At 69.9% G+C, this 26,767-nt stretch carries 30 protein-coding genes and 1 tRNA gene; 11 read left to right on the top strand and 20 right to left on the bottom strand.

The features are described from left to right. The first annotated feature begins 3 nt into the window (after positions 1–3). The 5 genes from trbL to J5Y09_RS07900 are packed head-to-tail and all read left to right on the top strand — an operon-like array spanning position 4 to position 4,466. Positions 4–1,353, top strand: coding sequence for a P-type conjugative transfer protein TrbL (gene trbL / locus J5Y09_RS07920; protein ID WP_209351221.1), 1,350 nt, complete (start codon positions 4–6; stop codon positions 1,351–1,353). Then, on the top strand, positions 1,350–2,039 hold the full coding sequence (trbF, locus tag J5Y09_RS07915; RefSeq protein ID WP_209351220.1) for a conjugal transfer protein TrbF: 690 nt from the start codon (positions 1,350–1,352) through the stop codon (positions 2,037–2,039). Before trbL ends, trbF begins: the two co-directional genes overlap by 4 nt. Then, positions 2,036–3,016 carry a P-type conjugative transfer protein TrbG gene (gene trbG / locus J5Y09_RS07910; RefSeq protein ID WP_209351219.1) on the top strand — a complete coding sequence of 327 codons (981 nt, stop codon included), beginning with the start codon at positions 2,036–2,038 and terminating at the stop codon, positions 3,014–3,016. Before trbF ends, trbG begins: the two co-directional genes overlap by 4 nt. Further along, positions 3,013–4,212, top strand: coding sequence for a TraB/TrbI/VirB10 family type IV secretion system protein (locus J5Y09_RS07905; RefSeq protein ID WP_209351218.1), 1,200 nt, complete (start codon positions 3,013–3,015; stop codon positions 4,210–4,212). Before trbG ends, J5Y09_RS07905 begins: the two co-directional genes overlap by 4 nt. Further along, entirely contained in the window at positions 4,212–4,466 is a 255-nt protein-coding gene (locus J5Y09_RS07900; protein WP_011579845.1) for a DUF2274 domain-containing protein, read from the top strand. Before J5Y09_RS07905 ends, J5Y09_RS07900 begins: the two co-directional genes overlap by 1 nt. On the opposite strand, the gene J5Y09_RS07895 is transcribed toward J5Y09_RS07900, so the two are convergent. Next, positions 4,384–5,382: a LysR family transcriptional regulator gene (locus tag J5Y09_RS07895; protein WP_209351217.1), complete on the bottom strand. Its 999-nt coding sequence runs from the start codon at positions 5,380–5,382 to the stop codon at positions 4,384–4,386. The genes J5Y09_RS07900 and J5Y09_RS07895 overlap by 83 nt on opposite strands. A gap of 412 nt (positions 5,383–5,794) precedes the next feature. Between J5Y09_RS07895 and J5Y09_RS07890 the strand changes: the two genes are divergently transcribed. Further along, complete coding sequence (locus J5Y09_RS07890; protein WP_209351216.1) at positions 5,795–6,070, top strand: helix-turn-helix transcriptional regulator; 276 nt, start codon at positions 5,795–5,797, stop codon at positions 6,068–6,070. Here the strand turns inward: J5Y09_RS07890 and J5Y09_RS07885 are convergent. Then, positions 6,045–7,301, bottom strand: coding sequence for a tyrosine-type recombinase/integrase (locus tag J5Y09_RS07885; RefSeq protein WP_209351215.1), 1,257 nt, complete (start codon positions 7,299–7,301; stop codon positions 6,045–6,047). The two genes, J5Y09_RS07890 and J5Y09_RS07885, sit on opposite strands and share 26 nt — an antisense overlap. Before the next feature lie 294 nt (positions 7,302–7,595). Beyond that, the gene (gene guaA, locus J5Y09_RS07880; RefSeq protein WP_209351214.1) at positions 7,596–9,176 is read right to left on the bottom strand and encodes a glutamine-hydrolyzing GMP synthase; all 1,581 of its coding nucleotides are present in this window, start codon (positions 9,174–9,176) and stop codon (positions 7,596–7,598) included. A 355-nt stretch (positions 9,177–9,531) separates the two neighbouring features. Here guaA and J5Y09_RS07875 point away from each other — a divergent pair, with 355 nt between their 5' ends. Next, the gene (locus J5Y09_RS07875) at positions 9,532–10,599 is read left to right on the top strand and encodes an AraC family transcriptional regulator (protein ID WP_209351213.1); all 1,068 of its coding nucleotides are present in this window, start codon (positions 9,532–9,534) and stop codon (positions 10,597–10,599) included. A gap of 572 nt (positions 10,600–11,171) precedes the next feature. After that, a complete protein-coding gene (locus J5Y09_RS07870) occupies positions 11,172–12,137 on the top strand; it encodes a hypothetical protein (protein ID WP_209351212.1) in 966 nt (321 codons plus the stop codon). 63 nt (positions 12,138–12,200) lie between these two features. On the opposite strand, the gene J5Y09_RS07865 is transcribed toward J5Y09_RS07870, so the two are convergent. The 4 genes from J5Y09_RS07865 to guaB all read right to left on the bottom strand — a co-directional run bounded on the left by J5Y09_RS07865 (position 12,201) and on the right by guaB (position 16,365). After that, the gene (locus J5Y09_RS07865; RefSeq protein WP_209351211.1) at positions 12,201–12,764 is read right to left on the bottom strand and encodes a GNAT family N-acetyltransferase; all 564 of its coding nucleotides are present in this window, start codon (positions 12,762–12,764) and stop codon (positions 12,201–12,203) included. Then, the gene (locus J5Y09_RS07860) at positions 12,761–14,086 is read right to left on the bottom strand and encodes an RsmB/NOP family class I SAM-dependent RNA methyltransferase (protein WP_209351210.1); all 1,326 of its coding nucleotides are present in this window, start codon (positions 14,084–14,086) and stop codon (positions 12,761–12,763) included. The genes J5Y09_RS07865 and J5Y09_RS07860 overlap by 4 nt, the downstream gene beginning before the upstream one ends. Positions 14,087–14,111: 25 nt before the next feature. Further along, the gene (locus J5Y09_RS07855) at positions 14,112–14,789 is read right to left on the bottom strand and encodes a haloacid dehalogenase type II (RefSeq protein ID WP_209351209.1); all 678 of its coding nucleotides are present in this window, start codon (positions 14,787–14,789) and stop codon (positions 14,112–14,114) included. A gap of 70 nt (positions 14,790–14,859) precedes the next feature. Beyond that, positions 14,860–16,365: an IMP dehydrogenase gene (gene guaB, locus J5Y09_RS07850; protein ID WP_209351208.1), complete on the bottom strand. Its 1,506-nt coding sequence runs from the start codon at positions 16,363–16,365 to the stop codon at positions 14,860–14,862. 237 nt (positions 16,366–16,602) lie between these two features. On the opposite strand from guaB, the gene J5Y09_RS07845 reads away from it, so the two are divergent. Both J5Y09_RS07845 and J5Y09_RS07840 read left to right on the top strand, forming a co-directional pair. Next, positions 16,603–17,343 carry an FkbM family methyltransferase gene (locus J5Y09_RS07845; RefSeq protein ID WP_209351207.1) on the top strand — a complete coding sequence of 247 codons (741 nt, stop codon included), beginning with the start codon at positions 16,603–16,605 and terminating at the stop codon, positions 17,341–17,343. 30 nt (positions 17,344–17,373) lie between these two features. Then, positions 17,374–17,985 (top strand): cysteine peptidase family C39 domain-containing protein, encoded by a 612-nt coding sequence (locus J5Y09_RS07840; RefSeq protein WP_209351206.1) that lies wholly within the window; start codon positions 17,374–17,376, stop codon positions 17,983–17,985. Positions 17,986–17,991: 6 nt separating this feature from the next. Here J5Y09_RS07840 and J5Y09_RS07835 read toward each other — a convergent pair whose 3' ends face one another. Both J5Y09_RS07835 and J5Y09_RS07830 read right to left on the bottom strand, forming a co-directional pair. After that, positions 17,992–18,672 carry an RlmE family RNA methyltransferase gene (locus J5Y09_RS07835; RefSeq protein ID WP_209351205.1) on the bottom strand — a complete coding sequence of 227 codons (681 nt, stop codon included), beginning with the start codon at positions 18,670–18,672 and terminating at the stop codon, positions 17,992–17,994. 13 nt (positions 18,673–18,685) lie between these two features. Next, on the bottom strand, positions 18,686–19,744 hold the full coding sequence (locus J5Y09_RS07830; RefSeq protein WP_209351204.1) for a Ppx/GppA phosphatase family protein: 1,059 nt from the start codon (positions 19,742–19,744) through the stop codon (positions 18,686–18,688). A 267-nt stretch (positions 19,745–20,011) separates the two neighbouring features. Between J5Y09_RS07830 and J5Y09_RS07825 the strand changes: the two genes are divergently transcribed. Then, positions 20,012–20,085: transfer RNA gene (locus tag J5Y09_RS07825), tRNA-Gln, on the top strand. 142 nt (positions 20,086–20,227) lie between these two features. Here J5Y09_RS07825 and J5Y09_RS07820 read toward each other — a convergent pair. The 11 genes from J5Y09_RS07820 to J5Y09_RS07775 form a co-directional block, all read right to left on the bottom strand. After that, a complete protein-coding gene (locus tag J5Y09_RS07820; RefSeq protein ID WP_209351203.1) occupies positions 20,228–20,413 on the bottom strand; it encodes a hypothetical protein in 186 nt (61 codons plus the stop codon). A gap of 81 nt (positions 20,414–20,494) precedes the next feature. Next, positions 20,495–20,950, bottom strand: coding sequence for a DUF6481 family protein (locus J5Y09_RS07815; protein ID WP_209351202.1), 456 nt, complete (start codon positions 20,948–20,950; stop codon positions 20,495–20,497). A gap of 50 nt (positions 20,951–21,000) precedes the next feature. Then, on the bottom strand, positions 21,001–21,135 hold the full coding sequence (locus tag J5Y09_RS24565) for a hypothetical protein (protein WP_280845314.1): 135 nt from the start codon (positions 21,133–21,135) through the stop codon (positions 21,001–21,003). Positions 21,136–21,227: 92 nt separating this feature from the next. After that, positions 21,228–21,434 (bottom strand): cold-shock protein, encoded by a 207-nt coding sequence (locus J5Y09_RS07810; protein WP_209351201.1) that lies wholly within the window; start codon positions 21,432–21,434, stop codon positions 21,228–21,230. A gap of 240 nt (positions 21,435–21,674) precedes the next feature. Beyond that, positions 21,675–22,127, bottom strand: a complete 453-nt coding sequence (locus tag J5Y09_RS07805; protein ID WP_209351200.1) for a hypothetical protein — start codon at positions 22,125–22,127, stop codon at positions 21,675–21,677. Positions 22,128–22,155: 28 nt separating this feature from the next. Then, positions 22,156–22,458 carry a hypothetical protein gene (locus J5Y09_RS07800; protein WP_209351199.1) on the bottom strand — a complete coding sequence of 101 codons (303 nt, stop codon included), beginning with the start codon at positions 22,456–22,458 and terminating at the stop codon, positions 22,156–22,158. Beyond that, positions 22,455–23,066: a hypothetical protein gene (locus J5Y09_RS07795; protein ID WP_209351198.1), complete on the bottom strand. Its 612-nt coding sequence runs from the start codon at positions 23,064–23,066 to the stop codon at positions 22,455–22,457. The genes J5Y09_RS07800 and J5Y09_RS07795 overlap by 4 nt, the downstream gene beginning before the upstream one ends. Before the next feature lie 31 nt (positions 23,067–23,097). Then, positions 23,098–23,874: a C39 family peptidase gene (locus J5Y09_RS07790; RefSeq protein WP_209351197.1), complete on the bottom strand. Its 777-nt coding sequence runs from the start codon at positions 23,872–23,874 to the stop codon at positions 23,098–23,100. Between the two features lie 9 nt (positions 23,875–23,883). Next, entirely contained in the window at positions 23,884–24,216 is a 333-nt protein-coding gene (locus J5Y09_RS07785; protein ID WP_209351196.1) for a hypothetical protein, read from the bottom strand. Between the two features lie 77 nt (positions 24,217–24,293). Then, the gene (locus J5Y09_RS07780; protein ID WP_209351195.1) at positions 24,294–25,289 is read right to left on the bottom strand and encodes a FapB/FapC family functional amyloid domain-containing protein; all 996 of its coding nucleotides are present in this window, start codon (positions 25,287–25,289) and stop codon (positions 24,294–24,296) included. Between the two features lie 418 nt (positions 25,290–25,707). After that, positions 25,708–26,767: outer membrane protein (locus J5Y09_RS07775; protein WP_209351194.1), on the bottom strand; the 1,060-nt coding region annotated here is incomplete at its 5' end.

Below are 26,767 nucleotides of genomic sequence, written 5' to 3'. Positions count from 1 at the left end.
GCCATGGGCGGCAGCGGCGTCATCGACAATTTCCTCGGGGTCTTCACCTCCTACATCGACAGCGGGTTCGGCCTGCTCGGCGGCGAGGTGGCGTTCATCGCGACGACGCTGATCGTCATCGACGTCACGCTGGCCGCCCTGTTCTGGAGCTGGGGCGCGGACGACGACATCATCGCACGCCTTGTGAAGAAAACGCTGTTTGTGGGCGTCTTCGCCTACATCATCGGCAACTGGAACAACCTCGCGCGGATCGTCTTCGAAAGCTTCGCCGGCCTCGGACTTCAGGCGTCTGGCACCGGGTTTTCCATCCAGGACCTGATGCGCCCGGGCCGGGTCGCGCAGACGGGTCTCGATGCAGCAAGGCCGCTGCTCGAATCCATCTCAAACCTGATGGGCTGGATCGCCTTCTTCGAAAACTTCATCCAGATCGCCTGCTTGCTCTTCGCCTGGGCGCTGGTGCTGCTCGCCTTCTTCATCCTCGCCATCCAGCTCTTCATCACGCTGATCGAGTTCAAGCTGACCACTTTGGCCGGCTTCGTCCTGATCCCGTTCGGCCTGTTCGGAAAGACCGCCTTCATGGCCGAGCGCGTGCTGGGCAACGTCATCTCGTCAGGGATCAAGGTGCTGGTGCTCGCCGTCATCATCGGCATCGGCTCGACTCTGTTCAGCCAGTTCACGGCAGGCTTCGGCGGCCAGCCACCGACCATCGACGACGCGATGGCCGTCGTATTGGCGGCGCTGTCGCTTCTTGGTCTCGGCATCTTCGGGCCTGGTATCGCCAACGGCATCGTTTCCGGCGGCCCGCAACTCGGCGCAGGCTCCGCCATCGGCACCGGCCTCGTCGCGGGCGGCGCAGCCATGGCTGCCGGGGGCGCGGCCGGGCTCGCCCTGCGCGGTGGCGCGAGCGCTATTTCCGGCGGCGGCGCCGCCGTGCGCGGTGGAGCCAGCGCGGCGGGAGCCGCCTCCGCTGCCTACAGTCTCGGTTCCCTCGGCCAGTCGGGCGCCGCCGGCGTCGCGTCCGGCCTCGGCGGCGTCGCACGAGCGGCCGGCGGCGCGGCAGCCTCTCCGCTGCGCCGGGCCGCGCAAAGCGTTCGCTCGAGCTTCGCCGACGGCGTCAAAAGCGGCTTCGGCGCCACCGGCGGCTCCTCGAGCATGGGAACGGTCGCGAATGATGCCGGTTCGGCCGCACCAGCTGCGACAGGCTCTGCCGCCAACCCGCCGGCTTGGGCGCAGCGCATGCGGCGTGGGCAGACCATGAGCCACGGCGTCACGCTCGCGGCACACGCGATCCGATCGGGCGACAGCCATGGCGGCGGCTCTTCCATCAATCTCTCCGGAGGCGACCGCACATGAGCTTCTTCAAGCGACCCGCAACCCACTATGGCAAAACGCCCGAGCCCGAGACGCCGTATCAGCGCGCAGCGCAGATCTGGGACGATCGGATCGGTTCAGCGCGTGTCCAGGCCCGAAACTGGCGGCTCATGGCCTTCGGCTGCCTGATCCTCTCCGCCGGCTTCGCCGCCGCGCTGGTCTGGCAGTCGGCGCGCGGGACCATCGTCCCGTGGGTGGTCCAGGTCGACAATCTCGGCCAGGCGCAGGCGGTCGCGCCAGCGCAGGCCGACTACCGCCCCACCGACCCGCAGGTGGCCTGGCATCTGGCGCGGTTCATCGAGCAGGTCCGCTCGATCCCCGCCGACGCCATCGTCGTGCGGCAGAATTGGCTGCGCGCCTACGAGTTCACGACCGATCGCGGCGCGGCGGCCCTCAACGACTTCGCCCGCGCCAACGATCCGTTCACCCGCGTCGGGAAGCAGCAGGTATCGATCGAGGTGTCGAGCGTTATCCGCGCGTCGCCTGATAGCTTTCGCGTCGCCTGGACCGAACGCCAGTACGAGAACGGCCAGCTCTCCACGACACAGCGCTGGACGGCCATCCTGACCATCGTGATCCAACCCCCGCGCGATGCAGAGCGGCTGCGGGCCAATCCGCTCGGGATCTACGTCAACGCCATCAACTGGTCGCGGGAGATGGGGCAATGAGAGATCATCTCCGCCGACCCGCGAGCCGTGGCGTCCGCCTATCAGGCTCTGCGCTTTTGCTGATCTCCGGATTGGCGCTGGCCGGCTGCGCGACCAACCGACCGCCGCAGATCAGTTATGACGCCGATGTACCGCCGCTTCCCCCGGTGCCGGCTGCCGTCACGGAGGCGCCACCAAGGCCGCTTCACACACCGCCCGCCTGGACGCCCGCGCGCGGTGGTGCTGCCGCAGGGACGCCGGCGGCCCGCGTTGAGAATGCCAATGCCGCCGCGCGCGTCGAGCCACGTCGCGAGGGGTATTACAACTCGATCCAGATCTATCCGTGGAGCGAGGGCGCGCTCTATCAGGTCTATGCCGCCCCCGGGCAGATCACCAACATCGCGCTGGAACCCGGCGAAAGCCTGACTGGCGCCGGCCCGATCGCTGCGGGCGACACGGCGCGCTGGATCATCGGCGACACCGAGAGCGGCTCGGGGATCACGCGCCGCGTCCATGTTCTCGTAAAGCCGACCCGGCCAGACATCACGACCAATCTGGTCATCACCACCGACCGTCGCATCTACATGATCGAGCTGCGCTCGGGCGAACGCCCCTATATGCCGGCCGTCGCCTGGGCCTATCCGCAGCCGCCCGCCTCGCAGAGACAGGCAGTGCCCGCTACGCCAGTGATCCCGGCCGTTGCGGCACGGAACTATCGCTACGGCCTTACGGGCGACACGCCGCCGTGGCGGCCAATCTCGGTCTACGACGACGGGCGCCGCGTCTATGTCGAGTTCCCGCGTGGGATCGTTCAGGGTGAGATGCCGCCGCTCTTCGTCATCGGCGCAGATGGCGAACCGCAGATCGCCAACAGCCGGATCCACCAGAACATCCTGATCGTCGACCGCATGTTCGGCGCCGCCGAGCTCCGTCTCGGCAGTGGCGAGCGCCAGCAGACGGTCCGGATCGTTCGCACCGATGGGAGGCCCGCGTCATGAGCGAGCGCGACGCGTCCAACGAAACCAACGCACCGCTGGTCGGCACACAGCCCGGCGACGCCGCTGCGCCAATGCGGCTGCGCGCCGAACCGCCCCGGGTCACCCGACTGTCGAGAAAGGTGCTGGGCGGTATCAGTCTCGTCGCCGCCCTTGGGGTCGGTGGCGCGCTCATCTATGCGCTTCAGACGCGCAGTATTGGCCATGGCAGTGAGGAGCTTTACTCCACGCAGAACCGGCGAACCGCGGACGGGCTCGCCGGCCTGCCACGCGATTATACCGGTCCGGTGCTTGGGCCTCCGCTTCCTGGGGATCTGGGGCGCCCCATCCTCGATGCGCAGAATCGTGGCCAGCCCGTCACGCCGCCGATGGCGGCAGCGCCCGCCGTCGATCCGGTTGAGCAGCGCAGGCGCGCGGAAGAAGAAGCTGCCCGAACGAGCCGCGTCTTCTTCCAGACGGAGGCGCGCGCCGCAGCTCCGATTGCGACAGCTGGCGGACCGGGCAGCCCGAGCCTCGCCGGTCTGGGCCTTCCGGGCCAGCCAAGCGCACCAACGGCGCAGGATCGCCAGCTCGCATTCCTGAATGCGGGCGTGGACCGCCGCACCGTCTCGCCCGATCGCGTGATGGCTCCGGCATCGCCCTATGTGCTTCAGACTGGCGCCGTCATCGCCGCGGCCCTCATCACCGGCATCCGATCCGACCTTCCGGGCCAGATCACCGCGCAAGTCACGGAGCATGTCTACGACAGCCCCACCGGGCGCATCCTGCTCGTCCCGCAGGGCACGCGGCTCATCGGCGAGTACAGCAACGACGTCGGCTTCGGTCAGCGCCGGGTGCTGCTGGTCTGGAAGCGGCTCATTCTGCCGAACGGCCGTTCGATTGTCCTGGAACGTCAACCCGGAGCCGACGCGCAAGGCTATGCGGGTCTTCAGGATGGCGTCGACTATCATTGGTGGGATCTCGCCAAGGCTGCCGGCCTGTCGACACTGCTGTCAGTCGGCGCCGAACTCGCCGTTGACGATCAGGATCGGCTGCTCCGGGCGATCCGCAACGGCGGGCAGGACACCATCAACGACGCAGGCCAGCAAATCATCCGTCGGCAACTCAATGTCGCGCCAACCCTGACGATCAGACCGGGGTTCCCTGTGCGCGTCATCGTCACCCGCGACCTCGTGCTCGAACCTTATGGAGGGTTGTGATGACCAAGCTGAAGCTCGGCCCGATCATCGACGACAAGCCGGTGAAGGTGACGATTGAACTCCCTGCGCCACTGCATCGCGACCTTGTCGCCTACGCCGCAGCACTCGGCCGCGAACAAGGCCAGACCATCGGCGACCCGACCAAGCTGATCGTGCCCATGCTCGAGCGCTTCATTGCAACCGATCGGGGGTTCGCCCGCGCGCGCCGCGATGGGAGTCAACGTGCGGCACGCGCCGATGCTCAGGGCGCATGAGCCGTTGCCGGGCGAACCAAGCGTCATCTCGCTCCGAGAAAGACTTTGCCAGCGCCAGCAGGCGCTCGAGGTTCCGATGGAGCTCCCCTCGCGGGTGGACAGCACCATAGCGAAGAACAGCATCCTCGATCCGGCGAAAAGCAATGCCTGGCAGTCCGTGACGGACATGCGCGCTGCCTGCGATGGTGACGCCGTCCCCATGCGCGACGATCTGCATCAGAGATTCCCGAGTGACGGACAATTGCTCGATCTGGAGGTCTCCGGTCGAAGTCTGGAGGTTTCGCATCAGGTAACCCTTCGCGAAATCGCCGGTCGGTAAATCAGTCACCACAAAGTGCCGATCACGCAGGTCATTCCACCGGAGCGCCTTCTGATCGGCGAGTGGGTCGCCGTCCGGCAATGCCACGTACACGGGCTCAGCCCACAAATGCGTCACGTCAAAGCCCTTCCCGGGCGATGCTTCGGCGACGACACCGACATCAAGCTGCCCTCGCCGCACGGCCGCGATGAGTTCGGGACAGCTGCCCTCGCTGAACCGCAGCTTGACCCCCGGGCGGTCACCCCGAAAGGCCCCGAAGAGCTCAGACAGAAAGCCCATGGTCAGAGGCCCGAACACGCCGATCCGAAGATGCCGTCCTCTGTTCGCCACCGTTCTTGCGCCGTAGAGCGCCGATCCGATCTGGCGCGCCCCAGGGGCGGCCTGATTCAGAAATTGTTTGCCGATGTCTGTCAGGTCGACGCCGGCAGTATGACGGCGGAACAGCTGTGCGCCGATCTCATCCTCGACATCCCGGATGCGGCGGCTGATCGCCGACTGCTCGACGCCGAGATCTTGCGCCGCACGCCGGAAGCTGCCGCTTTCCGCAGCAGCGATGATGTAACGCACATGGCGTAGCTCGATCTTCGATCTCGGCACGATGGTTCCCCATGATGCAAAGGTCTTTGCAAACGTAGCCCCGTCAGCCCCCGAGAACTGTTCCGATCAGATTATGGGTCTTCTCCGTCTCCTCGCTACCGCCGCCCACGAAATCCTTAGGTGTCACACATTCGACTGTTGCTACGTCGCTAGCGGACTTCTGGATCGCATCTCGCCGGTGAAAGCAGTAAATGGTGCGTGATCTGAACAGCGCAATTACGGCGCGGAACGCGTGCGGCGAGTCGTGCAGATTCTGTGGGCTGACGGATGTCCGGCCGCGCTGTCAGGACTGAAAATGACCCGCCGTTTTCTACGCCAGAGCCCGAAATTGCCGCACGCCACTCGGGAGGGACTTCCGGCATCGGCACCTATCGTTCTCAATCGCCAGCGACAGCCGCTAAGGAGATTGGGTATGGGTCACCGCGAGCCTTTGGAGATCAGGAAGACAATCCGGCGGCACCAACTGCGCGAGATGGTGCCCCTAGCCGACAGCACAATCTACGAGATGGAGCAGCGCGGCGAATTCCCACGCCGCTTCGCGCTGTCGCCGCGCTGCATCGTCTGGGACCTCGCCGAGGTCCACGCTTGGTTGCTGGCGCGGCGCGCGAAGCCAATCCCTCGCGCACAGCATCCCGACGTCACCAAGCGCAAGTCCCGCCCGGTCAAAGGGCAGGATCAAGCGCGATAGACGGCATGGCTGTCGGCAGCAGCGTCGGAACATACTTCCGGCCCTCGACCCAGGCATCGACGGTGTCAGCCCATTCCTGCATCATGTGGCGACGCTGAACCTCATATTCAGCCTTGTTGTAGACGCCGCGTGATGAACGCCCGTCCTCGTGCGCCAGGCACTTTTCGATCCAGTCGCGGTTGAAGCCCAGCTCATTGAGCAGCGTCGAGCCCGTGCGGCGCAGGTCATGCACGGTGAAAGGCTCCAGTGGCAGCCCCTCCTTCTTGGCCTGTTCGACGACAGCGTAGGTGACCCGGTTGAAGGTCGCCCGCGACATCGGCGCATCCGCATCGTAGCGGGACGGCAGCAGATACCTTGAATTGCCGGCGCAGGTCTTGAGCGCAATCATGATGTCGAGGGTCTGCCGGCACAGGTAGACATTGTGCGGCTTCGACCGCTTCATGCGCTCCTTCGGGATCGTCCAGACGGCGTTCTCGAAATCCACCTCATCCCAGACCGCGTCCTGCAATTCGCTCTTCCGGACCATGGTGAGGAGGTAGAGCTTCATGCCGAGACGGATCGTCGGCAGCGTCGCGACATGCTCGAGCTGCTTGAGCATGATGCGGATCTCGGTCGGCGACAGCGCCCTATCCTTCGGCGTAAAGGTGGCGATCGAGGCAGGACCAACGTCATCGGCCGGGTTCGCGACCTTTTCGCCGTGGAGAATTGCGAAGGCGTAGATCTGCTTCAGGATATCCCGCACATGGATGGCCGTCGCCGGCGCGCCCCGTTCGACGATCTTGGCGCAGTGGGCGCGCAGGTCGTCAGGCGTGATCTCGGTCAGCAAACGGTTTCGCCAGACGGGCTTGAGTTCACGCTCGAAGATCGCGCGGCGCATGGCTCGTGTGCTGTCGGCCATCGGGGCGCCCGTCAGCCACTTCTCGCCGAACTCGCCGAAGCTCTTAGCCTCCTTGATCCGGCGCTTCTCCCGCTGCTTCTCTATGGCGGGGGACCGCCCCTCGGCGATCATCCGTTTCGCGTCCAGGCACAGCTCGCGCGCCCGGGCGAGTGAGATCCCATCTCGGGCATACTTGCCGAGATGGACGGTCTCCCGCCTGCCGTTCAGCCGGTAGTCGAGCCTGAACGAGATGCCGCCTGTCGGCGCGACGCGCACATACATGCCGTCACGATCGGTCACCTTGTACATTTTGGCTTTTGGTTTCAGGCACTTGAGTGCTGCGTCCGTCAACATTTGGGCCTCCTCGCGGAAAAAGGACCGTCACGCGGTTTTTGGAGGCTGCAGGCGGAGAAATCTGTTTAATTTCAGCGTGTAAGGCTGAAAAAAGTACCGTCATTGGCCTCGGTCGCTCTGACGGTACTTTCGATTTTCCGGATGATCAACGGGGGGCGGGTCCGTCACCAGACCCGACAGACGCGTTCTATGCCCACCGATAGACCTCGATAGACCTTGGCTCATTTATTTTTGTTTTTCAGTGTATTAGAGCGTATTCCGGCGTAGTTTCGGATACCCTCGGATGGGCACAAATTATTCCCACTCGATCGTCCCCGGCGGCTTGCTCGTGATGTCGTAGGTCACGCGGTTGATGCCGCGGACCTCGTTCACGATGCGGTTCGCCACGCGCGTTAGGAATTCCATCGTGAAGGGATAGACATCGGCCGTCATGCCGTCGGTCGAGGTCACGGCGCGCAGCGCGCAGGCCTGGTCGTAGGTGCGGCCATCGCCCATCACGCCCACCGTGCGGACCGGCAGCAGCACCGCGAAGGCCTGCCAGATCGCGTCGTACAGCCCCGCGGCGCGGATCTCCTCGAGGAAGATCGTGTCCACGCGCCGCAGCACATCCGCCTTCTCACGCGTCACCTCGCCGGGGATGCGGATGGCCAGCCCCGGCCCCGGGAAGGGATGGCGGCCGACGATCTCCTCGGGGATGCCGAGTTCGCGACCCAGTTCGCGCACCTCGTCCTTGAACAGGTCGCGCAGCGGCTCGACCAGCTTCATCCGCATGCCTTCGGGCAGGCCGCCGACATTGTGGTGCGACTTGATCGTCACCGAAGGCCCGCCGGTGGCCGACACGCTCTCGATCACGTCGGGGTAGAGCGTACCCTGCGCCAGGAAGTCGGCGCCGCCGATCTTGTTCTGCTCCTCCTCGAACACCTCGATGAACAGCCGCCCGATCGTCTTGCGCTTCACCTCGGGGTCCGTGACGCCGGACAGCTGGCCGAGGAACAGGTCGGACGCGTCGCGGTGCACCAGCTTGATGTTGAAGCGGTCGCGGAAGGTGGCGACGACCTGCGCGCTCTCGTTCGCGCGCATCAGCCCGTGGTCCACATAGATGCAGGTCAGCTGGTCGCCGATCGCCTCATGGATCAGCACCGCCGCCACCGAGGAATCGACGCCGCCCGAAAGCCCGCACACCACGCGGCCGGAGCCGACCTGGGCGCGGATGCGCTCGATCATCTCGGCGCGGAAGGCGCCCATGGTCCAGTCGCCGGTGCAGCCGCAGACCAGGTGGGTGAAGTTGCGCAGCAGCGCCGCGCCATGCGGGGTGTGCACCACCTCCGGATGGAACATCGTGCCGTAGTAGTGGCGCTTGTCGTCGGCGATCAGCGCGAAGGGCGCGCCTTCGGAACTCGCCACCACGCGGAAGCCCGGCGGCAGTTCGGTGATGCGGTCGCCATGGGACATCCAGACCTGCTCGCGCGCGCCCGGCGCCCAGACGCCTTGGGTGATCGCGCAGTCGCCCGTCACCTCCACATAGGCGCGGCCGAATTCCGCCGCGTGCCCGCCTTCCACCGTGCCGCCCAGCTGGTGCGCCAGCGTCTGCTGCCCGTAGCAGATGCCGAGGATGGGCAGCCCCATCTCGAACACGCAGTCCGGGGCGCGGGGGCTCGCGCCCTCGGTGACCGAGGCCGGCCCGCCCGAGAAGATGATGCCCTTGGGCGCGAAGGCGCGGATGCGTTCCTCCGGCGCGTGGTGGAACGGCCAGACCTCGCAATAGACGCCGGACTCGCGCAGGCGGCGCGCGATGAGCTGCGTCACCTGGCTGCCGAAGTCGAGGATCAGGATCCGGTCGTGCCGGAGGACGGAATCAGCGATCTGGTCGGCCATGGCGGCGTGAAGCATGAAGGCGCGGCGCGGGCAAGACCGACCCCGCCTTCCCCCGCCCGCAGGCCGGGCTGCTTCCCGCCGGACCAGGCCGCATCGGGCACCCGCCTCCCCCGGAACAGCCCATGCGCGGAAGGATCGCGCGAACCGCTTTTGCGCCGGGCCGCGAAGCGCCATCATCGCGCCTGTGTGGTGGCGCGCCGGCCCGGACTTCCGGGCGGCATCGCGCCCTGGGGGGCTTGCCGATGCCAAAGCCGATCCCGTGGCGACAGTCTTCGCGGCTCCGGGCGCGCCCGCCTCGGCCGTGCCCTGATGCGCGGCCCGCGCGCAGCCGCCGATCAGCGGGCCGCGGCCAAGGATGAACGGCGAGACCGCCAGCCCGCCCCAGGGGTTCAAGGCCGCGCGCATCGGCGACCTGCGGGAGTTGGAGAGCGGCGTCTACTGGCCGCAGCTCGAGCCCCACTTCCTCGCGCCGAAGTTCAAGTCGCTGCGGTATCGCATCCAGGATCGCGCCGGCACGCTCGACGCCCCCGGCGGGACCGTCGCCCTCCGCGGCGCGAGCGGCGTGGGGGAGTTCGACGTCGCCTACATCGCGGACCGGTTGGCCGCGAAGCTGATGATCGCGAATGACGGCCTGCCCGACTATTGCCTGACCGCGGTGCGCCGCGGCGCGCTTGACTGCACCGGCATTCCCGGCGCGAAGTCGCTGCCCCGGATCGACGAGAAGCTCGGGCTGATCTACCGCGGCGTGCCGGGCACGAGCCTTGCCGCCACCGGCGATCACGAGAGGCTGGCGATCTGGATCCCCGCCGCGGCGCTGGTCCAGCGCCTGTCGGCCGCGCTGGGTGGTCCCGTCGGGAAGGACCTGGCCTTCGAGCCCGTCTTCGACTGGTCCACCGGCCCGGCGCAGAGCCTGCAGCGCGTGCTGCGGCTGATGGCGGAGGAAATGGCGTCGCCCCTGCCCTTCGCCGGCAACGCGATCGCCAGCCGGTCCTTCTCCGACCTGCTCGTCTACACGCTGCTGCACGCCGTGCCGCACAGCCATTCGCAGCGCCTGCTGCAGGCGTCGAGCCCCGCCATCCCCGCCACCGTGAAGCGCGCGGAAGCGTACATCAGGGCCAATGTCGAGGCACCGATCGCGCTTCACGACGTCGCCGACGCGGCGGGCTGCAGCGTGCGCAGCCTGCAACAAGGCTTCCAGCGATTCCGCGACATGACGCCGCTGGAGGCCATTCGCCGGGCGCGGCTCGAGGCGGCGCGGCAGGCCCTCCGCTCGGGCGAGGCGCGCGGCACGGTCACGGAGCTCGCCCTGCGCTTCGGCTTCACCAATCCTGGCCGCTTCGCGCGCATGTACCGTGCCGCCTATGGCGAGAGCCCCGTCGGGGATCTCCGCCTGCCACCGCCGCGGCCGCGCCGAACGGACTGATCCCGATCCGGCCGGCGCGTTCGCGCGCCGCGGCGCGCGGACGCGATGTCTGCGCGATCGGTCCGCGATCTTCGCAATCGACATAGAAGGCCGGGCCTCGCGGCCCGAAGCTCACCCGCGCGCCACCAGGCCGGCTGCGGCGCGCGCGTGGCAGCCCGCCGCGACACTGCGCCATGCGACGGAGAGTGCCGTGGGAGCGAGGCGAGCCATGCGGTCGGACGCCTCGTCCGTGATCCGCCTCCGTCGCCCCGGCGCGGAAAGCCCCGGGGCCGCGGATTGACCAGGCCCTCTTCGCGCCACGCGCATCATCCCTTGGCCTCGCGCGCCATGCCGGCGCGTGCCGGCACAGTCGCTTGGCCGGCCGGTATGCGCCGCCTCGGCGCGCGCGATGAACGGACCGCGGTCGTCGTGGCCGCGATCGTGGGAGGCGCGTCGTCCGCACCCCCGCGCCCGGCGACGGTGCCCGGCGCCACCGGCCGGCCATACCGCCCCGCCTTCGCCCCGGCGCGGTCGGGCAAGGCGGCCGCCGATGCGGCTGCGTCACCTGTCGCGATCCCGCCCGGCCGCGACCATTGAGGGCCGCGCTGGCGGGCATCCTCGGCCGCATCGGTGATTTCGGGCTCTTCGCGCCGCCGGTCGTGTTCGTGCTCGGTCTCGCCGTGCCGCCGCTGGCGCTGCTCGGCCAAGCGGTCCTGATCCCCTGCGTCATCCTGCTGCAGGCCATGAGCGTGGGCCTGGCCGAGCCGGGCAGGATCCATGGCCGGGAATGGCTGCCCGTGCTGCTGCTCGCGGCCTGCAACCTGCTCGGCACCCCTTTGCTGGTCCACGGCATCGCCCTGGCCACCGGGCTGGACGAGGCCGGCGGATGGCTGGTGCTGGTCGCGGCCTGTCCGGCCTCCGGCGGCGCGGTGCTGGTCGCCTCGCTGCTGCGCCTGCCGGTCCGGCCGCTGCTCCTGAGCCAGCTGCTGTGCTTCTTCGCCCTGCCGCTGACCGCGCCGCTCGTCGCCGGCTTCGTGCTGCAGGGCAAGGTGGTCAGCCCCTTCGAACTGCTGTGGCGCGTGGTGCTGATGGTCGCGGCACCCGCGCTGCTCGGCTTCCTGATGTGCCGGCTGCTGGGCGAGCATCGGCGGGCGGTGCTGGCGCGACCGATGCGCGGGCTGGGGGTGGTGGCGCTGTGCGGCATCACGCTCTCCCTCGCCGCCGGCCTGCCGCGGCTCGCTGTGATGCCCGCGGTCCTGGGCGAGGCGATGGTGGGGCTGTTCCTGGCATCCCTGGTCGGCGCGGCGCTGGGGATGCTGTCGGCCGCGATGATGGCGCGGGGATTCGTCGCGAGCTTCGCCCTGGGCGGCGCCGTGCGGAATGTCAGCCTGCTCTGGACCGCGGCGATCGGCCTCGCCCCGCCGGAGGGCGAGCTGGTGCTGATGCTCGGGACGCTCTGGACGATCCTGCTGCCGGCGCTGCTGGGGCTGCGCTTCTGGCGGCCGTTGCGGCTGGGCTGGGGGGCGACGCTGGCGCTGCTGGCGCGGATCCGCACCTGATGGCCAGGATCGACCCGGGCCGGAACGGGGGCGGCCTTCGCGTCGCGCGCGGCGGCCCTGCCCCTACCCTTCCCCGGCCGGCGCCGTCGCTGCCAGCAGCGCCTCGATCGGGTCCCAGGTGAAGGCCGCCTGCTCCACCGCCTCGCCGCCGACGCGGATCGTCTCCCGCGCCGTCTCCCGCCCGCCGAGATGTTCGTAGAACCACCGCGTCGGGTTGTCCCGCAGCACCCAGAGCATGGCGGACCGGCAGCCCACCGCGCGCAGATGCGCCCCCATGGCGCGCATCAGGCGGCGCCCCGCGCCCCGCTCCCGCCAATCCTCGAGCAGGTAGAGCGTCTCGACCTCGCCCTCCGCGATGCCCTGCCGCCGGGCCCGCCCGCCGGAGGCGAAGCCCACCACCTTCGGCCCGCCCGTGGAATCGGCGCCTCCGGCCACCGCGACGAACACCGCATGGCCTTCGCGCCGGTCGAGGATGGCGCGCTGGTAGAAGCCGGCCAGCCGCGCCTCGGACAGGGCGGACAGGAAGGCATCCGGCAGGATGCCCGCATAGGTCGAACGCCACACCGCGGCGTGGATCGCGCCGATCGCCACGGCGTCGCCGGGCCGCGCGCGGCGGATGCTGATCACGACGCGCGCTCCAGCACCGCGCAGAAGAAGCCATCCGTCCCTTGAGCGGCGGGGGAGAGCGCGAGCCATGGCCCCTCGCACGGCGCCGGCACGCCCGGGCGCAGCGCCGGCCAGAGCCGATCGAACGGCACCGGGGCGAAGCGCGCATCGAGCGCCAGGAAGCGGGCCATCTGCTCCTCATTCTCCTGAGGCAGGAGGGAACAGGTAGCGTAGATCAACCGTCCGCCGGGGCGCACCAATTCCGCCGCCCTCCGCAGAATGTCATGCTGCACCGCGGTAAGTTCTTGAAGATCCTCGATTCGCGTGCGCAGCCGCGCATCCGGATTGCGCCGCCAGGTGCCCGTGCCGGTGCAGGGCGCATCCACCAGCACCCGGTCGAAGGTCCCGCCGCGCCGCTTCGCCCAGCGATCGCCGGGCTCCAGCAGGTGCCGCTCGGCATTGTCCACGCCCGCGCGCCGCAGCCGCTTGCCCGCCCCTTCCAGCCGCACGGCGGAGGTGTCGCAGGCCGTGATCTTCCCGCGATTGCCCATGGTCGCGGCCATGGCCAGCGTCTTGCCCGCAGCGCCGGCGCAGTAATCCGCGACCCGCATGCCGGGCCGGGCATCGGCCAGCAGCGCGATGAGCTGGCTGCCTTCGTCCTGCACCTCGACCAGCCCGTCGCGATAGGCCTTGGCGCCGGTGACCGGCCGGCGGGAAGGCAGGCGCAGGCCCCAGGGGGAAAAGGGCGTGGCCTGCGCCTCGATCCCTTCCGCCGCCAGGGCGACGGCAGCGGCGGCGAGATCGGTCTTGAGCAGGTTGGCGCGCAGGTCGAGCGGCGCCTCGCCCTCCAGCGCCGCCGCCTCCTCGGCCAGGCGGGCGCCGAAGCGCGTCGCGAAGCCCGGCAGCACCCAGTCCGGCAGGTTGAGCCGCGGCCCCTCGGGCATGGCGGGATCGACCAGCGCGCGCCCGGCCAGCGCCGCGGCGGCACGCCGTTCCACGGCATCGAGCGCGGCCGGGCCGAAATGCGTGTCGTCGAACAGCGCCTCGGCCTCCTGCCGCGGCCGCCGTTCGACCAGCAGCAGGTAGGCGATCACGAGCAGCCGCGGCGTCGGGACGAGCCCGATGCGCGCGATGTGCCAGTCGAGCCGCAGCCGCTGGCGCACCACGCCCCAGCCCAGCTCGGACACGGCGCGACGGTCGCCCCCGCCGATGAAGCGGCGGGCGCGGAAGAAGTCGCTCGCCACCGCATCGGCGGGGCGGCGCCGTGCGTCTGGCGCGAAACACTGCGCCTCCAGCTCGACGAGCAGGGCGATGGCTGCCGCGACGCGGCCGGAGGGCGTCATGCCGCGCGCCCGTTGTGTGGAAGGGTCACGCGAGGAGGTCTGTCAGCCCGGACAGGTCCGTCAGCACGGCGACGCCCGCGGCGCCGAGGCCATATTCGTCCGGCGCGCCGGCGCGGTTCACCCGCGCGACGCGCATGTTGAAGGCGTGCGCCGCCTGCGTGTCCCAGGCATTGGCCGAGACGAAGAGCAGCCGGTCCGGCGGGCAGCCGAACTGCCGCGTGGCGAGGCGATAGACGCGCGGGTCGGGCTTGAAGGTGCCGACCTCCTCCACGCTCAGGATCTCGTCCACCAGGGATGCGATGCCGGCCGCCTGCGCCGCGGCCTCGAGCATCCCCGGCGTGCCGTTGGACAGGATTGCGGTCGCGATCCCCTGTTCCCGGATCGCGGCGAGCGTCGCCGGCACCTCGGGATAGACGGGCAGCTTCCGGTAGGATTCCATCAGGTCCTTCGCCAGGGCCGGGTCGTCGATGCCATGCCGGGCGAAGACGAAATCGAGCGCGTCACGCGTGCAGAGCCAGAAATCCTCGTGGTACGCGGCGCCGGTCAGGCTGCGCACCCAGGTGTATTCCAGCTGCTTCGCGCGCCATTCCTCGGACAGGCGCGGCCAGCGGTCGCCGAGGCGACGCGCATGCGCCTCCATCGCCGCGTTCACATCGAACAGCGTGCCATAGGCATCGAAAATGACCGCTTCAGGCGCGGACATGCGTGCGAACCCCCAACCCGATTCGCAGCATGGCCGAGAAGATGCGGCCTCGCCAACAGGTCAGCAGCGATCAGCCTTCGAGCCGGTAGTTCGGCGCTTCACGCGTGATGGCGACGTCGTGGACATGGCTCTCGCGCAGGCCGGCGCCGGTGATGCGCCGGAAGCGCGCATTGGTCTGCAGTTCGGCAACCGTCGCGCAACCCGTATAGCCCATCGCCGCGCGCAGCCCGCCCACCATCTGGTGCACCACGGTCCCCACCGGGCCCTTGTAGCCGACGCGTCCCTCGACGCCTTCGGGCACGAGCTTCAGCGCGTCCTGCACCTCGGCCTGGAAGTAGCGGTCGGCCGAACCGCGCGCCATCGCGCCCAGGCTGCCCATGCCGCGATAGGATTTGTAGGAGCGGCCCTGGTAGAGGAAGACCTCGCCCGGCGCCTCGTCCGTGCCGGCGAAGACGCTGCCCATCATCGCGCAGTCGGCGCCGGCCGCGATCGCCTTGGCGAGGTCGCCCGAGGACCGGATGCCGCCATCGGCAATCACCGGCACGCCCTTCTCCCGCGCCGCGGAGGCGGCTTCCATCACGGCGGTCAGCTGCGGCACGCCGACGCCCGCCACGATGCGCGTCGTGCAGATCGACCCCGGGCCGATGCCGACCTTCACCGCGTCCGCACCGGCCTCGATCAGCGCGAGCGCGCCTTCGGGCGTCGCGATGTTGCCGGCCACGACCTGCACGGAATTGGACAGGCGCTTGATGCGCTCCACCGCCGCCATGACGCCGTGCGAATGGCCATGGGCGGTGTCCACCACGACGACATCGACCTCGGCGGCGACGAGCAGCTCGGCGCGGCGCAGCCCGTCCTCCCCCACGCCGGTGGCGGCGGCGACGCGCAGGCGCCCCATCCCGTCCTTCACCGCGTTCGGGTTGGCCTGGGCCTTGTCCATGTCCTTGACGGTGATGAGGCCGACGCAGCGATAGGCCTCGTCCACCACCAGCAGCTTCTCGATCCGGTGCTTGTGCAGCAGGGTGCGCGCCTGGTCGGGCGTGACCTCGGGCGGGGCCGTGATCAGGTTCTCCCGCGTCATCAGTTCATAGACGCGGAGGTTCGGGTCGGTCGCGAAACGGACGTCGCGGTTCGTGATGATGCCGACAAGCCGCCCGGATCCGCGTTCGACCACCGGAATGCCGCTGATGCGGTGGCGTTCCTGCAGCGCGCGCACCTCGGCCAGCGTCTGGTCGGGGTGGACCGTCATCGGGTTCACCACCATGCCCGACTCGAACTTCTTCACCTGGCGGACCTGGGAGGCCTGCTCCTCGGGGCTCAGGTTCTTGTGGATCACGCCGATGCCGCCGGCCTGGGCCATGGCGATCGCCATGTTGCCCTCGGTGACCGTGTCCATCGCCGCCGAGATCAGCGGGATGTTCAGCGCGATCTCCCGCGTCATGCGCGTGCGCGTGTCGGTCTGCGCCGGCAGGACGGTGGAATAGGCGGGCACGAGCAGCACGTCGTCGAAGGCGTAGGCCTCCTCGATCATGCGCATGCCGCGCCGGGGGGATTCAGATGTGGTGTCGGGTGCCATGGGGGACCTTTCGCGATCCGCGACCTTGGCGGCCCTCCTTAGTGCCGGCGGCCACGCCGGGCAAGCGCCCCTTCGCGACAAGCCTGTCGGAAAGGACCGCCGCCGGGATCCCGGCGGGGCGAAGCTCAGGAGAAGTTGCGCACGGCACCCGGGGCCTCGCCGCGCCGATGCTGCTATATCCGGGCCTCACGCGCGGGGCCGCCGGGGCGCCCGGAACAGGCCGGATCAGGGGTTGGCATGTCCTTCCGTCACGCAGCGAAGGTCCCGGTGGCGATCTCCAACGACGCCGCGCGGCTCGAGGTCGAGCTGCGCAACGACACGAGCTCCAGGCTCGTGCTGCGGGAAGTGTTCGAGCACGGGACCTACGCCCCGATTCCCGGCGCCGCCGCGCCGCGGGCCATCCTCGATGTCGGCGCCAACCAGGGGATCACCGCCGCCTTCTTCCGGCTGGCCTATCCGGAGGCGACGATCGTCTGCGTCGAGCCCGACCCGGCGACCTTCCCCATCCTCGCCGAGAATGCGCGGCGGATCGGCCGCTGCACGGCGCACCAGGTCGCGCTGCTCGACCGGGATGGGCAGGCGCCCTTCGCCTCCTCCTCGATCTCGGTCGTCAGCACGCTCTACGACCTTCCGGCGCCCGGCATCGCGAATGAGCGCGTCGACGTCGCACTGCGCCATGCCGGCCGCTTCGCCGAGGAAGCCGCCACGGCCATCGGCTGCGCCGGCTTCGACCTGCTGAAGATCGACACGGAAGGCGCCGAGCTGCCCATCCTTCGCGCGCTCGGCGGACTGCTCGCCGAGGTCGGGACGGTCCACCTCGAATACCACAGCCTCGCGGATCGCGCGGCGATCGAGGCGCTGCTCGCGCCGACCCACACCCTCGCGCGGGAGCGCGTCGACGCGCCGGAGCGCGGCACGCTGTCCTTCCTTCGGCGCCCCGCTGCAACGCTTCATGGCGCAGAGACGAAAATGGCCTAGGTTAGGCTGACCCGATGGGACGCACCCGCCATGGCCTGGTTCATCCGCTTCACGCGCTTCCTGACCGCCCATGTGGTGCACAAGCAGGAGAACGTGAATTCCTGCGGCATCGCCTGCATCCTGATGGCGAACTTCAAGATGAAGAAGGGGATGATGTTCGCCGGCATGGCGGCCGGCGCGCAGGTGTCGGTCGTGCCCATCGTGGGCAAGTACATCGGACCGACGCTGGCCAAGTCGGCGATCGACTACGCCGTGAAGTCCGAGCCTGAGGTCTACAAGATCTATGGCGAGGTGATCGGCAGCACCTATGACGGCACGTCCTACACCAACGCCAAGAAGCACCCCGAGGTGCTGGCGAAGCTCGGCCTCGGCGCGTGGGAATGCCACTGGGCGGGCGAAGCGGGCATGGGGGCGGCGATCAAGGGCGCGGTCGCAGCCGGCGCGCCCTGCATCGCGCATGTCATGTGGGACGGCGGCGGCGCGCATTTCGTGCTGGTGGACGAAACATCCGACTTCGGCGGCAAGAGCTACGCCATGATCAACGACCCCGGCGACGGGGACGTGCACCCGACGGAACTCAGCGCGGGGACGATACGGTTCAAGACCGGAAAGATGTCGGGCTGGATCGTGCGGCGGAAATAGCCGCGGTCAGGCGCCGCCGCGGAAGCCCGTCGCCACCACGTACATCTCGGCGCTGTCCTTCCGGCTGGCCGGCGGCTTGACGTGCCGCACGGTCGAAAAATCCCGCTTCAGAACGGCCAGCATCTCGGCTTCCGTGCCGCCTTGCAGCACCTTCGCCGCGAAGGCCCCGCCCGGCGCCAGCACGCGCCGCGCGAAATCCAGCGCGATCTCGGCCAGCGCCATGATGCGCAGGTGGTCCGTCGCCTGGTGCCCGGTGGTGTTCGGCGCCATGTCCGACAGCACCAGGTCGGCCTTGCCGCCCATGGCGGCGATGGTGCGCTCCTCGGCCTCCTGCTCCTGGAAGTCGCCCTGCAGCACCGTGGCGCCGGGCACCGGGTCCATCGGCAGGATGTCGATCGCGACGACCTGGCCGCGCGCGCCGACCGCCTTCACCGCCACCTGCGTCCAGCCGCCCGGCGCGGCGCCGAGGTCGACCACCCGCATCCCGGGCTTCAGCAGCTTCAGCCGCTCATCCATCTCAAGCAGCTTGAAGGCGGCGCGGGACCGCAGCCCGCGTTCCTTGGCGGCCTTCACATAGGGGTCGTTCAGCTGCCGCGTCAGCCAGCGCTGGGACGCGGTGCTGCGGCCCTCCGCCGTGCGCAGGCGGGTCGCCATGCCGCGCCCGGCGGCCGGCGGCTTCTTCGCCATTCCTCGCTTCCTTCTATCGTGCGCGGCGGCGCGGCGCGGCGCGCTCGGCCCGCATCATGCGGGTCAGCATCCCTTCCCGCAGCCCGCGATCCGCCACCGTCAGGCGCGGCGTCGGCCACACCCGGCGGATCGCGGCATACACCGCGCAGCCCGGCAGCACGAATTCCACCCGGTCAGGCCCGACGCAGGGATGTTCCGCGAGCCCCTTGCGACCGAGCGCGAACAGGTCTCCCAGGGCGAGGTCCGCCGCCTCGCAATCCAGCGTCTTGCCATCGACCAGCGGCCGCCGGTAGCGCGGCAGCGCCATCGCCACGCCGGCGAGGGTCGTCACGGTGCCGGAGGTGCCCATCAGCCGCACGCCGCCGGCGCGGATCTCCTGCCCGATGCGGTGGATGCGGTCGAATTCGGCGAGATGCGTCGCAACCTCCTCCACCACCTCGAAGAAGCCGCGTTCGGTGAAGCAGTCCTGCCCTGCCCTTTCGGCGAGCGTCACGACGCCGAGCGGCAGCGAGACATAGCCGATCAGGTCCGGCGGCGCGCCATCGGCCGCGCCCGCGGGCACGCGGATCCAGGCGATCTCGGTGCTGCCGCCGCCGATGTCGAACAGCAATGCGCGCCGGTCCACCGTCTCGAGCAGCGGCGCGCAGGATTCCATCGCGAGTTCCGCTTCCTCCCGCGCCGAGATGATGCGCAGGCGGAGCCCCGTCTCCTCGGCAATGCGGGCGAGGAAGGCGGGCCCGTTCTCCGCGCGGCGGCAGGCTTCGGTCGCCACCGCCTCCAGCCGCCGCACCGGGCGGCGGCCGAGCTTGTCGGCGCAGGCGCGCAGCGCCGCCGCGGCGCGGTCCATCGCGGTGTCGGACAGCCGCCCCGTCTGGGCGAGCCCTTCCCCCAGCCGGACGATCCGGCTGAAGGAATCGAGCACGCGGAACCCGCCCGGGCCGGGCGCAGCGATGAGCAGCCGGCAATTGTTGGTGCCGAGGTCGAGCGCGGCGAAGGCCGGCGGCGCATGCTCGGCGCGCGCCGGCCGCTCGGGCGGGGCATCGGTCGCGCAACGGGGCAGGATCTCGGGCATCTCGCAATCCGGACCGGCGACGGGAGGCGCGGGTCGCCGCAGAATGATCCGGACATGTGGGGCGCGGGGCAAGCGCTTTCCACGGTACGTGGCCAGTGGCGGCGGATCGGCGCGCCGAGCGGGGGCCGAGGAACCTTGGCCGGCGGGCCCGCGCGCCGCGGGCCGGCGCGGTGACGGCGGCGGCGCGGGAGGCGTCCCGCATGGCGGAGGTTGCCGGCGGCGCCCGGTTTTGCTATGTGCCCGCTCCCGACAGAGATCGGGACCCGTTGGGGGATAGTTTAGCGGTAGAACTCCCGGCTCTGACCCGGGCAGCCTTGGTTCGAATCCAGGTCCCCCAGCCACCCTTCCCATCATCCCAGCCACTGCCCCGCCGATGCGGGACGCAACGCGGCATCGCACGGCGCGGCGTTCAGCCGGCCATGCGTGCCTTCGTGACGATAGGAATGCCGCCGGCGCGCGGGGATGCGCGCGTGGCAGCCGATGTCAGCGGCGCGCCTTCCCCTTGGCGATCTCCCGTTCCACCTGGGAACGGTCGGTCGTGCCCGTGCGGCGCATGATCTCCCGCACGATGGCGGGCGAGATGCGATGCCGCTTCGCGAGCACCGCGACGTCTTCGTCCGTCATGGCGTCCGGCTTGGCCGATGCGGCGTCGATGGCGGGATGTGCCATGGGGGGAGGTCCTGTTCGAAGGCGGCCGTGGACCGGCCACCCGGATGAAGCAGCGGCGCCCTGGGGCGCCGCCGCCCTGTTCTACTTGCGGCGGGCCTGGCGCGCGGCGTAGCGCGCGTCCCGCAGCGCCTTCTGCTCGGCGGCCAGCGCAAGAGCGCGGGCCTTCTTCTCGGCATCCAGCAGCACGGCGCGCTGTTCGCTCTCCATCGCCGCCTCGGCGGCCTGGCGGGCGGCCTCGGCCTGGCGCTGCGCTTCCTCCGCGGCGAGGCGGGCGAGCTCGGCCTGGCGCGCGGCTTCCTCGGCCTCAAGGCGCCTCGCCTCGGCGGCGGCGGCCTCGGCCTGGGCCGCGCGCTCGGCGACCCGTTCGGCGCGGCGCTGGTCGCGCGCTTCGGCGAAGGCGCGCTGCGCGGCCAGCCTTTCCTGCACCACGGGATCATCCGGGCGCGGCTGGGTGCGGAACCGCTCGATCATCGCCTGCTTGGCGAGCGCCGCGGTCTCGCGGCGGGTGTTGAAGTCGTCGCGCTTCGAACCTTGCATCTTTGCTTACTGCTGTCCTTCGTCAGTGGGCGTGGCTGGCTGGCGCCGGATCATCCAAGGATATCGAGGACGATCTGGCGGATCTCGGCGGCCGAGAGGCCCGTGCCGGGGCGCGGGGACTTCGGTGCCGGGATGGAGGCGCCGCGCGCCGGGGTGGCGCGCGGGCTGGTGATGGTGATGGTCATGGATTTCGTTCGTTCTTCTTGGCGGCGCCGTCCCTGAAGGGCGGCGCCGCGTTCGGTGCGATGGGGCGGCGCGCGATGCGCGCCGCGGCCCGTCAGGCCTTGCGCAGGTTGGTCGCGGACATCTTGCCCTGCTGACCGCGCTGGATGTCGTATTCGAGCTTGTCGCCTTCCTGCGGCGACGCGATGCCGGAGCGTTCGACATCGGAGATGTGCAGGAACACATCCTTCGTGCCGTCGTCAGGCTGGATGAAGCCGTAGCCTTTGGTGGCGTTGAACCACTTGATGGTGCCAGTGGACATGATTGTTCCGTTCGAGCGTCGTGCGACGGCCGCGCCCGATGGCGCGTCCGATCAATCTTCCGATGGAGGGCTTGCGGGCTCGGCGCTCGATCAGGAGCAAGGAGAGCGCGGCGATACCAAGAAAAGCTGACGCGCAGTTCATAGAGCATCCCGCGCCAGGATGGAAGCAAATCCGTGTCGCGGTGCCACTACGCCGGCGCGGGCACCGGCCCGCGCCGCCGCGCAAGCGCCTCGCCGCCGTCAGATCCGTTCCGGATTGCCGCGCAGCACCTCGAAGCGAGTCGGCTCGATCTGCCCCGCGAGGTCGATCGCGACGAGCGAGGCGCCCAGGCGGAAATAGGCGAAGCAGGTCGGCTGGCCCTGGTCGATCCGTTCCCATGAGGAGCAAATCTCGTTGCCGCGGATCTCGATCCGGCCACGATCGGCCCCACGCTGGCCGCCCGGCGCCGTCAGGCGCAGCCGCTGCGACCCGTCCGCCGCGACATGCATCGTCAGCCGCGCACCGTTCGGCAGGCGGCGGTCGAGCGTGTTGCCGAAGACCGCCGCGCGGAACTCCTCGCCGCTCATCCGCTGGCCACCCGTGACTTCCGGCTCGAGCCGCGCGGGGGCGGCGACCGTCTCCGGTCCCGGCTGGGCGCAGCCGGCGGCGAGCAGGCCCAGCAGGCCGAGTGCGAGCGTCGCGGACATCCTCATGGGCGAACTTCCTCCTGTTGCGTGGTTTTCAGCGCGCGCCGCGATGGGTCGAAGTCACGACGCCCTGGGAACCGGAGTCCTGCGGGCGGGTCGGCCGGCCGATCTCGTCCCACAGCCGCAGCATCGGCGCGGGCGCCTGCATCCCGGGCGTCACCGCGGGCAGCCGCCCGCCGCGCTGGCGGCCGAGATCCTGCGCATCGAGCGGCTTCAGCACCTCGAGCCCGCCGATGCGCGCGATCGCCCCGGGCTCGGGCTCGAAGGCGCGCGCGCCGCCCGCGGCGGCGGCCAGCGCCGCGGCGACCAGCAGCGACGCGAGAAGGACGCGCCTCACCGTGCCCACCCGCCGCGCCGCGGCAGCGCCTGGTCCATGACGCGACGGTTCGACGTCGCGTCGAGCAGCCGCCCCATGCCGGAGATGTCCACCTGCAGGTTCGACCGCTGCTGCACGACCTGCCCGTCCCGGCTGTTCTGCACGACGCCGAGGACGGTTCCGATGCCCGCCTGCGTCACGATGCGCGTCGCGCCGCCGTTGAAGACGCCCTCGGCCACCGCGGGGCCGGCGGCGGGATCGGCGAGCCGCGTCGCGCTGCCCTCGACGATGCGGATCGCCTCCATGCGCCCCCCGGGGCCGAGGACCGAGGCCGGCAGGGTCAGGCGCTGCACAACCTGCCCGCCGAGTCGCGTCTCGATGTCGAAGCCGAAGGCGACGGACAGGCCGCCGGGCAGCGCGAAGCCGCCGCGCATGTCGCCGAGTTCCTCCTCGGGCACCGCGGCGGCCACGATGTCCAGCGCTTCCGCCTGCCCGCCGATGTCCAGGCCGAGCGCGCGGGCGTAGGCATCGGCCATGTCGCGCCGCCCCGGCGCATCGGCCGCCATGGCGGCGCCGCCGGCGAGCGTGATGGCGAGAAGCGACGCCTGGAACACGGTCCCTCGGGTCATGACAGCTTCTCCTCTCCCTTCAAGGCAGGCGTTAGGGAAGAAAGCCACGCGTCGGCGGCACGCCCGAATTGAGGACGAGCGGCGCCGGCATGCCGAGGCCGGATATGCCCCGGTCCATCTGGTCGCGCACGAGCAGGCCGGGCGCGCGCGACCGCACGCCCCAATCCTCGGCCAGGCCGAAGCTCGCCTGGCCCAGGTCCGGGCGGTCGAGGATGACGAACAGGACGCCGTTCCAGGCCTCCTCGAACCGCACGCGCGGCATAGTGCGCGTGCCGAGGTTCGGATCGCCGATGAGCACGCGGTCGGCGGTGACGCCGCGCACGACGACGAAATGGCGATAGCCGTTCGTGTCGATCAGCGCGATCGCCGGCACGCGCACTTCCGCCAGCCTGTCGAGCGGCAGGCGGTAGCCGTTGGACCGCAGCCCGCGCCGCGCCAGATAGGACTGCATGTCGAGCAGCGAGAAGCCCGCGCTGCGGATGCGCTCCACGTCGCCATGCTCGATCATGTCGCGCAGCACCGCCTCCTCCCCTGTCGGCATGCCGTAGTGGAAGGTCAGCAGCGTCGCGAGTGCGGCCGAGCCGCAGGAGAAGTCGAAGCGCTGCTTGATCGTGCGCGCGAAGCGGCGGGCGAGCACGCTACGCACCGGAACGGAGAGGTTGGCGCCGCCGGTGTCGAGGTCCGGCAGGGAGAGCTCCACCTGCCCCGCGCGCATCGGTTCGACCGGCAGCGTGGCGTCGCCGCGCCCGGCCGCGCAGGCGGCGAGCAGCGCGGGGAGCATCAGCACGGCGATACGCGGCGGCAGCATCGGCGCGTCTCAGCGCATGTTGATCGTGATGGATGTCGCGGACTGGAACACGCTGTTGTTGCCCGTGTTCTGGAACACGGTGGTCACGCCCGCATTGCCGCTGAGGGAGCCCGAGATGCTGTTGCTGCCGGTGACGCTGTGCGACCCGACATGGTTGCCGTGCACATTGGCGAGGTTCGCCGAATCCTGGTCGAAGCCGGCGCGGCCCGAGGAACGGGCCAGTTCGCCCTGCCCCACGGGGGTGAGGCGTTCGAACAGCGCGGCGGGGTCCGAAGCATGGACGGTTTGCGCCGAGGCCGCCGTGCCGAGCAGCGCTGCGGTGACGATGGTCGCGATCTTCATGGCGTCGTCCTCGTTCTGCTTGGGCAGGGGGACGCCGGCGGCCCATTGGGCGGGCCGCCGGCGCCGTCAGGACAGGATCAGCGGTTGTAGACCGCGCCGACCGCCACGGAGTTCTGCATCAGGCTGTTCGCGCCGGCGTTCTGGTTGACCTGCGTGATGCCGGTGATGCCGTTGAACGAACCGCCGATCGTCGCGAAGGCGGCGCCGCGATCCGCATCGGCGCGGTTGTAGGAGACGGAGCCGAGATTGGCCGCGGCCGCCACGACCGTGGACAGGTCGCGCGTGGCGCAGTTGCAGTACTCCACCGCCGACAGCGCCGCGGCGTTCTGCTGCAGGCTGTTCGCGCCGACGTTCTGGTTCACGTTGGCGACGCCGGTGAAGCCGGCGAAGGCGCCCTCGATCGACCCGTTCGCGCGGTGGCGGTAGTCGTCCGAGCTGTTGCCCGAACCTGTCACGCGGCCGGCATTGCCGGCGATGGCCCAGGCGTCGCGGTCCTGCCTGCGGGTGCCGGACACGTTGTCGATGTAGGCAACCGCCGTGGCGTTCTGTTGCAGGCTGTTGGCGCCGGCATTCTGGTTGACCTGGGCGATGCCGGTGGCGCTGCCGAAGCTGCCGGCGAGCGTCGCGCTGGCGCTGGTGCCGTCGTCGCCGTGGTGGTGGCGGCGCGAGTATTCGCCGTTCGCGCTGTTGTTGCCGACGACCTGGCCGCCATTGCCCGCGACCGCGTTGGCGTTGCCGTCGCCATACTTGAACTCGACCCGGCAGTCGCAGCCTTCGATGTAGGCGATGGCGACGGCGTTCTGCTGGGCGCTGTTCGCGCCGGCGTTCTGGTTCACGTTCATCACGCCGCGCGCGCCGCCGAAGCTGCCGGTCGTGGTGACGCCGACGGCCTGGCCACGGCCGGTGGTGGAGCTATTGCCCCGGACCTCGCCGATGTTGACGCCGAGCGCCGCCGCGTAGTGGTCCATGATCGCGGGCTGGTAGCGTCGATGGTGGTTGCCGCGGTCGCCTTCGGCCATGGCGGCGCCGCCGAAGGCGACGATGCCGACACCCGCAAGAAGAAGTGCACGCATCTCTCTCTCCTCGTCCCGTGTTGTCACGTGCCGCCGCGGCGTCGCGGCGGGGTTGCGCACTGCGGAGCGGGAGGAAGGCGTCGCCAGACGCGTTGGCGAGCCATGCACCGACTTCCTTCCCCAACACTCTTCTTCGCGCATGTCGGAGAGAGCAACGCGCGTGCCACGGCGCGGGCGTTTGCGGGACGTCGTGCGATGCGAGGTTTTCCGCCGCGCGGCCGTTGGCCTGCGCGAGCAGCGAATGAAGCGGCGCCCGGCGAATCGTTAACGCCGACACACACGGCGCGTGTTCACGGCGTAAAGGTTAACGGGTGGTTAACAGGTGCAGGACGCGGCGTTCCACACCAATCGCGTGCATGACGCATCATGCCGCGGCGCAACACGCCGCGGCCTCCGCCCAGCGGCACGAAAGGCCGCGTCAGATCAGGTTGAAGCGCACCGGCACGCGCAGGATGATCCGCGCATCCGGCGCCGAATCCGTCACGCCGATGCCCACGCCGAGATTGACGCTGACGCTGTCGGAGACGCGATAGGCGAGGCCGAAGTTGAAGGTCCCGATATCGGCCGTGGACCCCGCGATGGCACGCCCCTCCTGGCTCGACCGCATGACGAAGACATGCTCGTAGCCAAGGCTGATCGAGGTGCGCTCGTTCATCGCGAAGCCCACGCCGAAGTTCACGCCGATCGCGTCGCCGGGGTCGAGGCGCGTGCGCGTCGCGGGACCACCGGACGGATTCTGCAGGTCGACCGTATCCGCGATGTTCCAGATGTAGCGGATGCCGCCGAAGAACACCGCCGGGTCGGACGCCCAGGCGACGGTCACGCCGGGTTCGACCGACCAGAAGCCGGTGCCCGTCGGCAGCTCGCGCTCGAGCCCGCGGATGAAGCCGCCCTGCGGGTCGTTCGTCGTGTAGATCGGCACCTCGAAGGGGCTGCGGCCGGTCGTCGACTTGACGCGGAGGTTGGCGATGAAGATCGGCCAATCGTTCATGCCGGCGTTGATCTGGTAGGAGGCGCCGAACTCGATGTCGCCGATGCCGTTGCCGCGCGGGCTGATCAGGATCGGGCTCGCGTTCACGTCGGCCGGGCCGGTCTCGATCGTGTCGTTGCGGAACACGTAGGGGATGCGGGTGTTGATCTCGAAGCGGTCGGTGATGCCGTAGCGGAGCGTGACCGAGGCCGTCGTCGCGCGCTGCGTGTTCTGCCGGATGTCGACCGTGCCGAAGGTGATGCCCGGCACGATCGAGAAGCCGTTCACCGTCGCCTGGGTGTTCTCGCCATAGCCGTATTCGAGGGTGGGTTCGACGGACAGCGCGCCGCGCGGCGTCAGCACGCCGCCGACGCGCGCGAGCGTCGGGTCGGTCGACAGGATGCGCTGTTCCTCCCGCCGCGCCGCCGCGGCGGCCTCGGTGGCCGAGGACGGGCCGCGTTCCCCTGCCGCGGGCCCGGCGGCGGGCGCGGGCGTGACGACGGGCGCG

Source organism: Roseomonas nitratireducens, assembly GCF_017813355.1.
In the GTDB taxonomy this organism is placed as follows: Bacteria; Pseudomonadota; Alphaproteobacteria; order Acetobacterales; family Acetobacteraceae; genus Neoroseomonas; species Neoroseomonas nitratireducens.
This window is presented reverse-complemented; position numbering and strand designations above follow the sequence as displayed.

Coding starts and splice junctions, on each gene's coding strand:
- trbL (WP_209351221.1), top strand. CDS start 4: ATGGGCGGCAGCGGCGTCATCGACAATTTCCTCGGGGTCTTCACCTCC.
- trbF (WP_209351220.1), top strand. CDS start 1,350: ATGAGCTTCTTCAAGCGACCCGCAACCCACTATGGCAAAACGCCCGAG.
- trbG (WP_209351219.1), top strand. CDS start 2,036: ATGAGAGATCATCTCCGCCGACCCGCGAGCCGTGGCGTCCGCCTATCA.
- J5Y09_RS07905 (WP_209351218.1), top strand. CDS start 3,013: ATGAGCGAGCGCGACGCGTCCAACGAAACCAACGCACCGCTGGTCGGC.
- J5Y09_RS07900 (WP_011579845.1), top strand. CDS start 4,212: ATGACCAAGCTGAAGCTCGGCCCGATCATCGACGACAAGCCGGTGAAG.
- J5Y09_RS07890 (WP_209351216.1), top strand. CDS start 5,795: ATGGGTCACCGCGAGCCTTTGGAGATCAGGAAGACAATCCGGCGGCAC.
- J5Y09_RS07885 (WP_209351215.1), bottom strand. CDS start 7,301: ATGTTGACGGACGCAGCACTCAAGTGCCTGAAACCAAAAGCCAAAATG.
- guaA (WP_209351214.1), bottom strand. CDS start 9,176: ATGGCCGACCAGATCGCTGATTCCGTCCTCCGGCACGACCGGATCCTG.
- J5Y09_RS07875 (WP_209351213.1), top strand. CDS start 9,532: ATGAACGGCGAGACCGCCAGCCCGCCCCAGGGGTTCAAGGCCGCGCGC.
- J5Y09_RS07860 (WP_209351210.1), bottom strand. CDS start 14,086: ATGACGCCCTCCGGCCGCGTCGCGGCAGCCATCGCCCTGCTCGTCGAG.
- J5Y09_RS07855 (WP_209351209.1), bottom strand. CDS start 14,789: ATGTCCGCGCCTGAAGCGGTCATTTTCGATGCCTATGGCACGCTGTTC.
- guaB (WP_209351208.1), bottom strand. CDS start 16,365: ATGGCACCCGACACCACATCTGAATCCCCCCGGCGCGGCATGCGCATG.
- J5Y09_RS07845 (WP_209351207.1), top strand. CDS start 16,603: ATGTCCTTCCGTCACGCAGCGAAGGTCCCGGTGGCGATCTCCAACGAC.
- J5Y09_RS07840 (WP_209351206.1), top strand. CDS start 17,374: ATGGCCTGGTTCATCCGCTTCACGCGCTTCCTGACCGCCCATGTGGTG.
- J5Y09_RS07835 (WP_209351205.1), bottom strand. CDS start 18,672: ATGGCGAAGAAGCCGCCGGCCGCCGGGCGCGGCATGGCGACCCGCCTG.
- J5Y09_RS07830 (WP_209351204.1), bottom strand. CDS start 19,744: ATGCCCGAGATCCTGCCCCGTTGCGCGACCGATGCCCCGCCCGAGCGG.
- J5Y09_RS07820 (WP_209351203.1), bottom strand. CDS start 20,413: ATGGCACATCCCGCCATCGACGCCGCATCGGCCAAGCCGGACGCCATG.
- J5Y09_RS07815 (WP_209351202.1), bottom strand. CDS start 20,950: ATGCAAGGTTCGAAGCGCGACGACTTCAACACCCGCCGCGAGACCGCG.
- J5Y09_RS24565 (WP_280845314.1), bottom strand. CDS start 21,135: ATGACCATCACCATCACCAGCCCGCGCGCCACCCCGGCGCGCGGCGCC.
- J5Y09_RS07810 (WP_209351201.1), bottom strand. CDS start 21,434: ATGTCCACTGGCACCATCAAGTGGTTCAACGCCACCAAAGGCTACGGC.
- J5Y09_RS07805 (WP_209351200.1), bottom strand. CDS start 22,127: ATGAGGATGTCCGCGACGCTCGCACTCGGCCTGCTGGGCCTGCTCGCC.
- J5Y09_RS07795 (WP_209351198.1), bottom strand. CDS start 23,066: ATGACCCGAGGGACCGTGTTCCAGGCGTCGCTTCTCGCCATCACGCTC.
- J5Y09_RS07790 (WP_209351197.1), bottom strand. CDS start 23,874: ATGCTGCCGCCGCGTATCGCCGTGCTGATGCTCCCCGCGCTGCTCGCC.
- J5Y09_RS07785 (WP_209351196.1), bottom strand. CDS start 24,216: ATGAAGATCGCGACCATCGTCACCGCAGCGCTGCTCGGCACGGCGGCC.
- J5Y09_RS07780 (WP_209351195.1), bottom strand. CDS start 25,289: ATGCGTGCACTTCTTCTTGCGGGTGTCGGCATCGTCGCCTTCGGCGGC.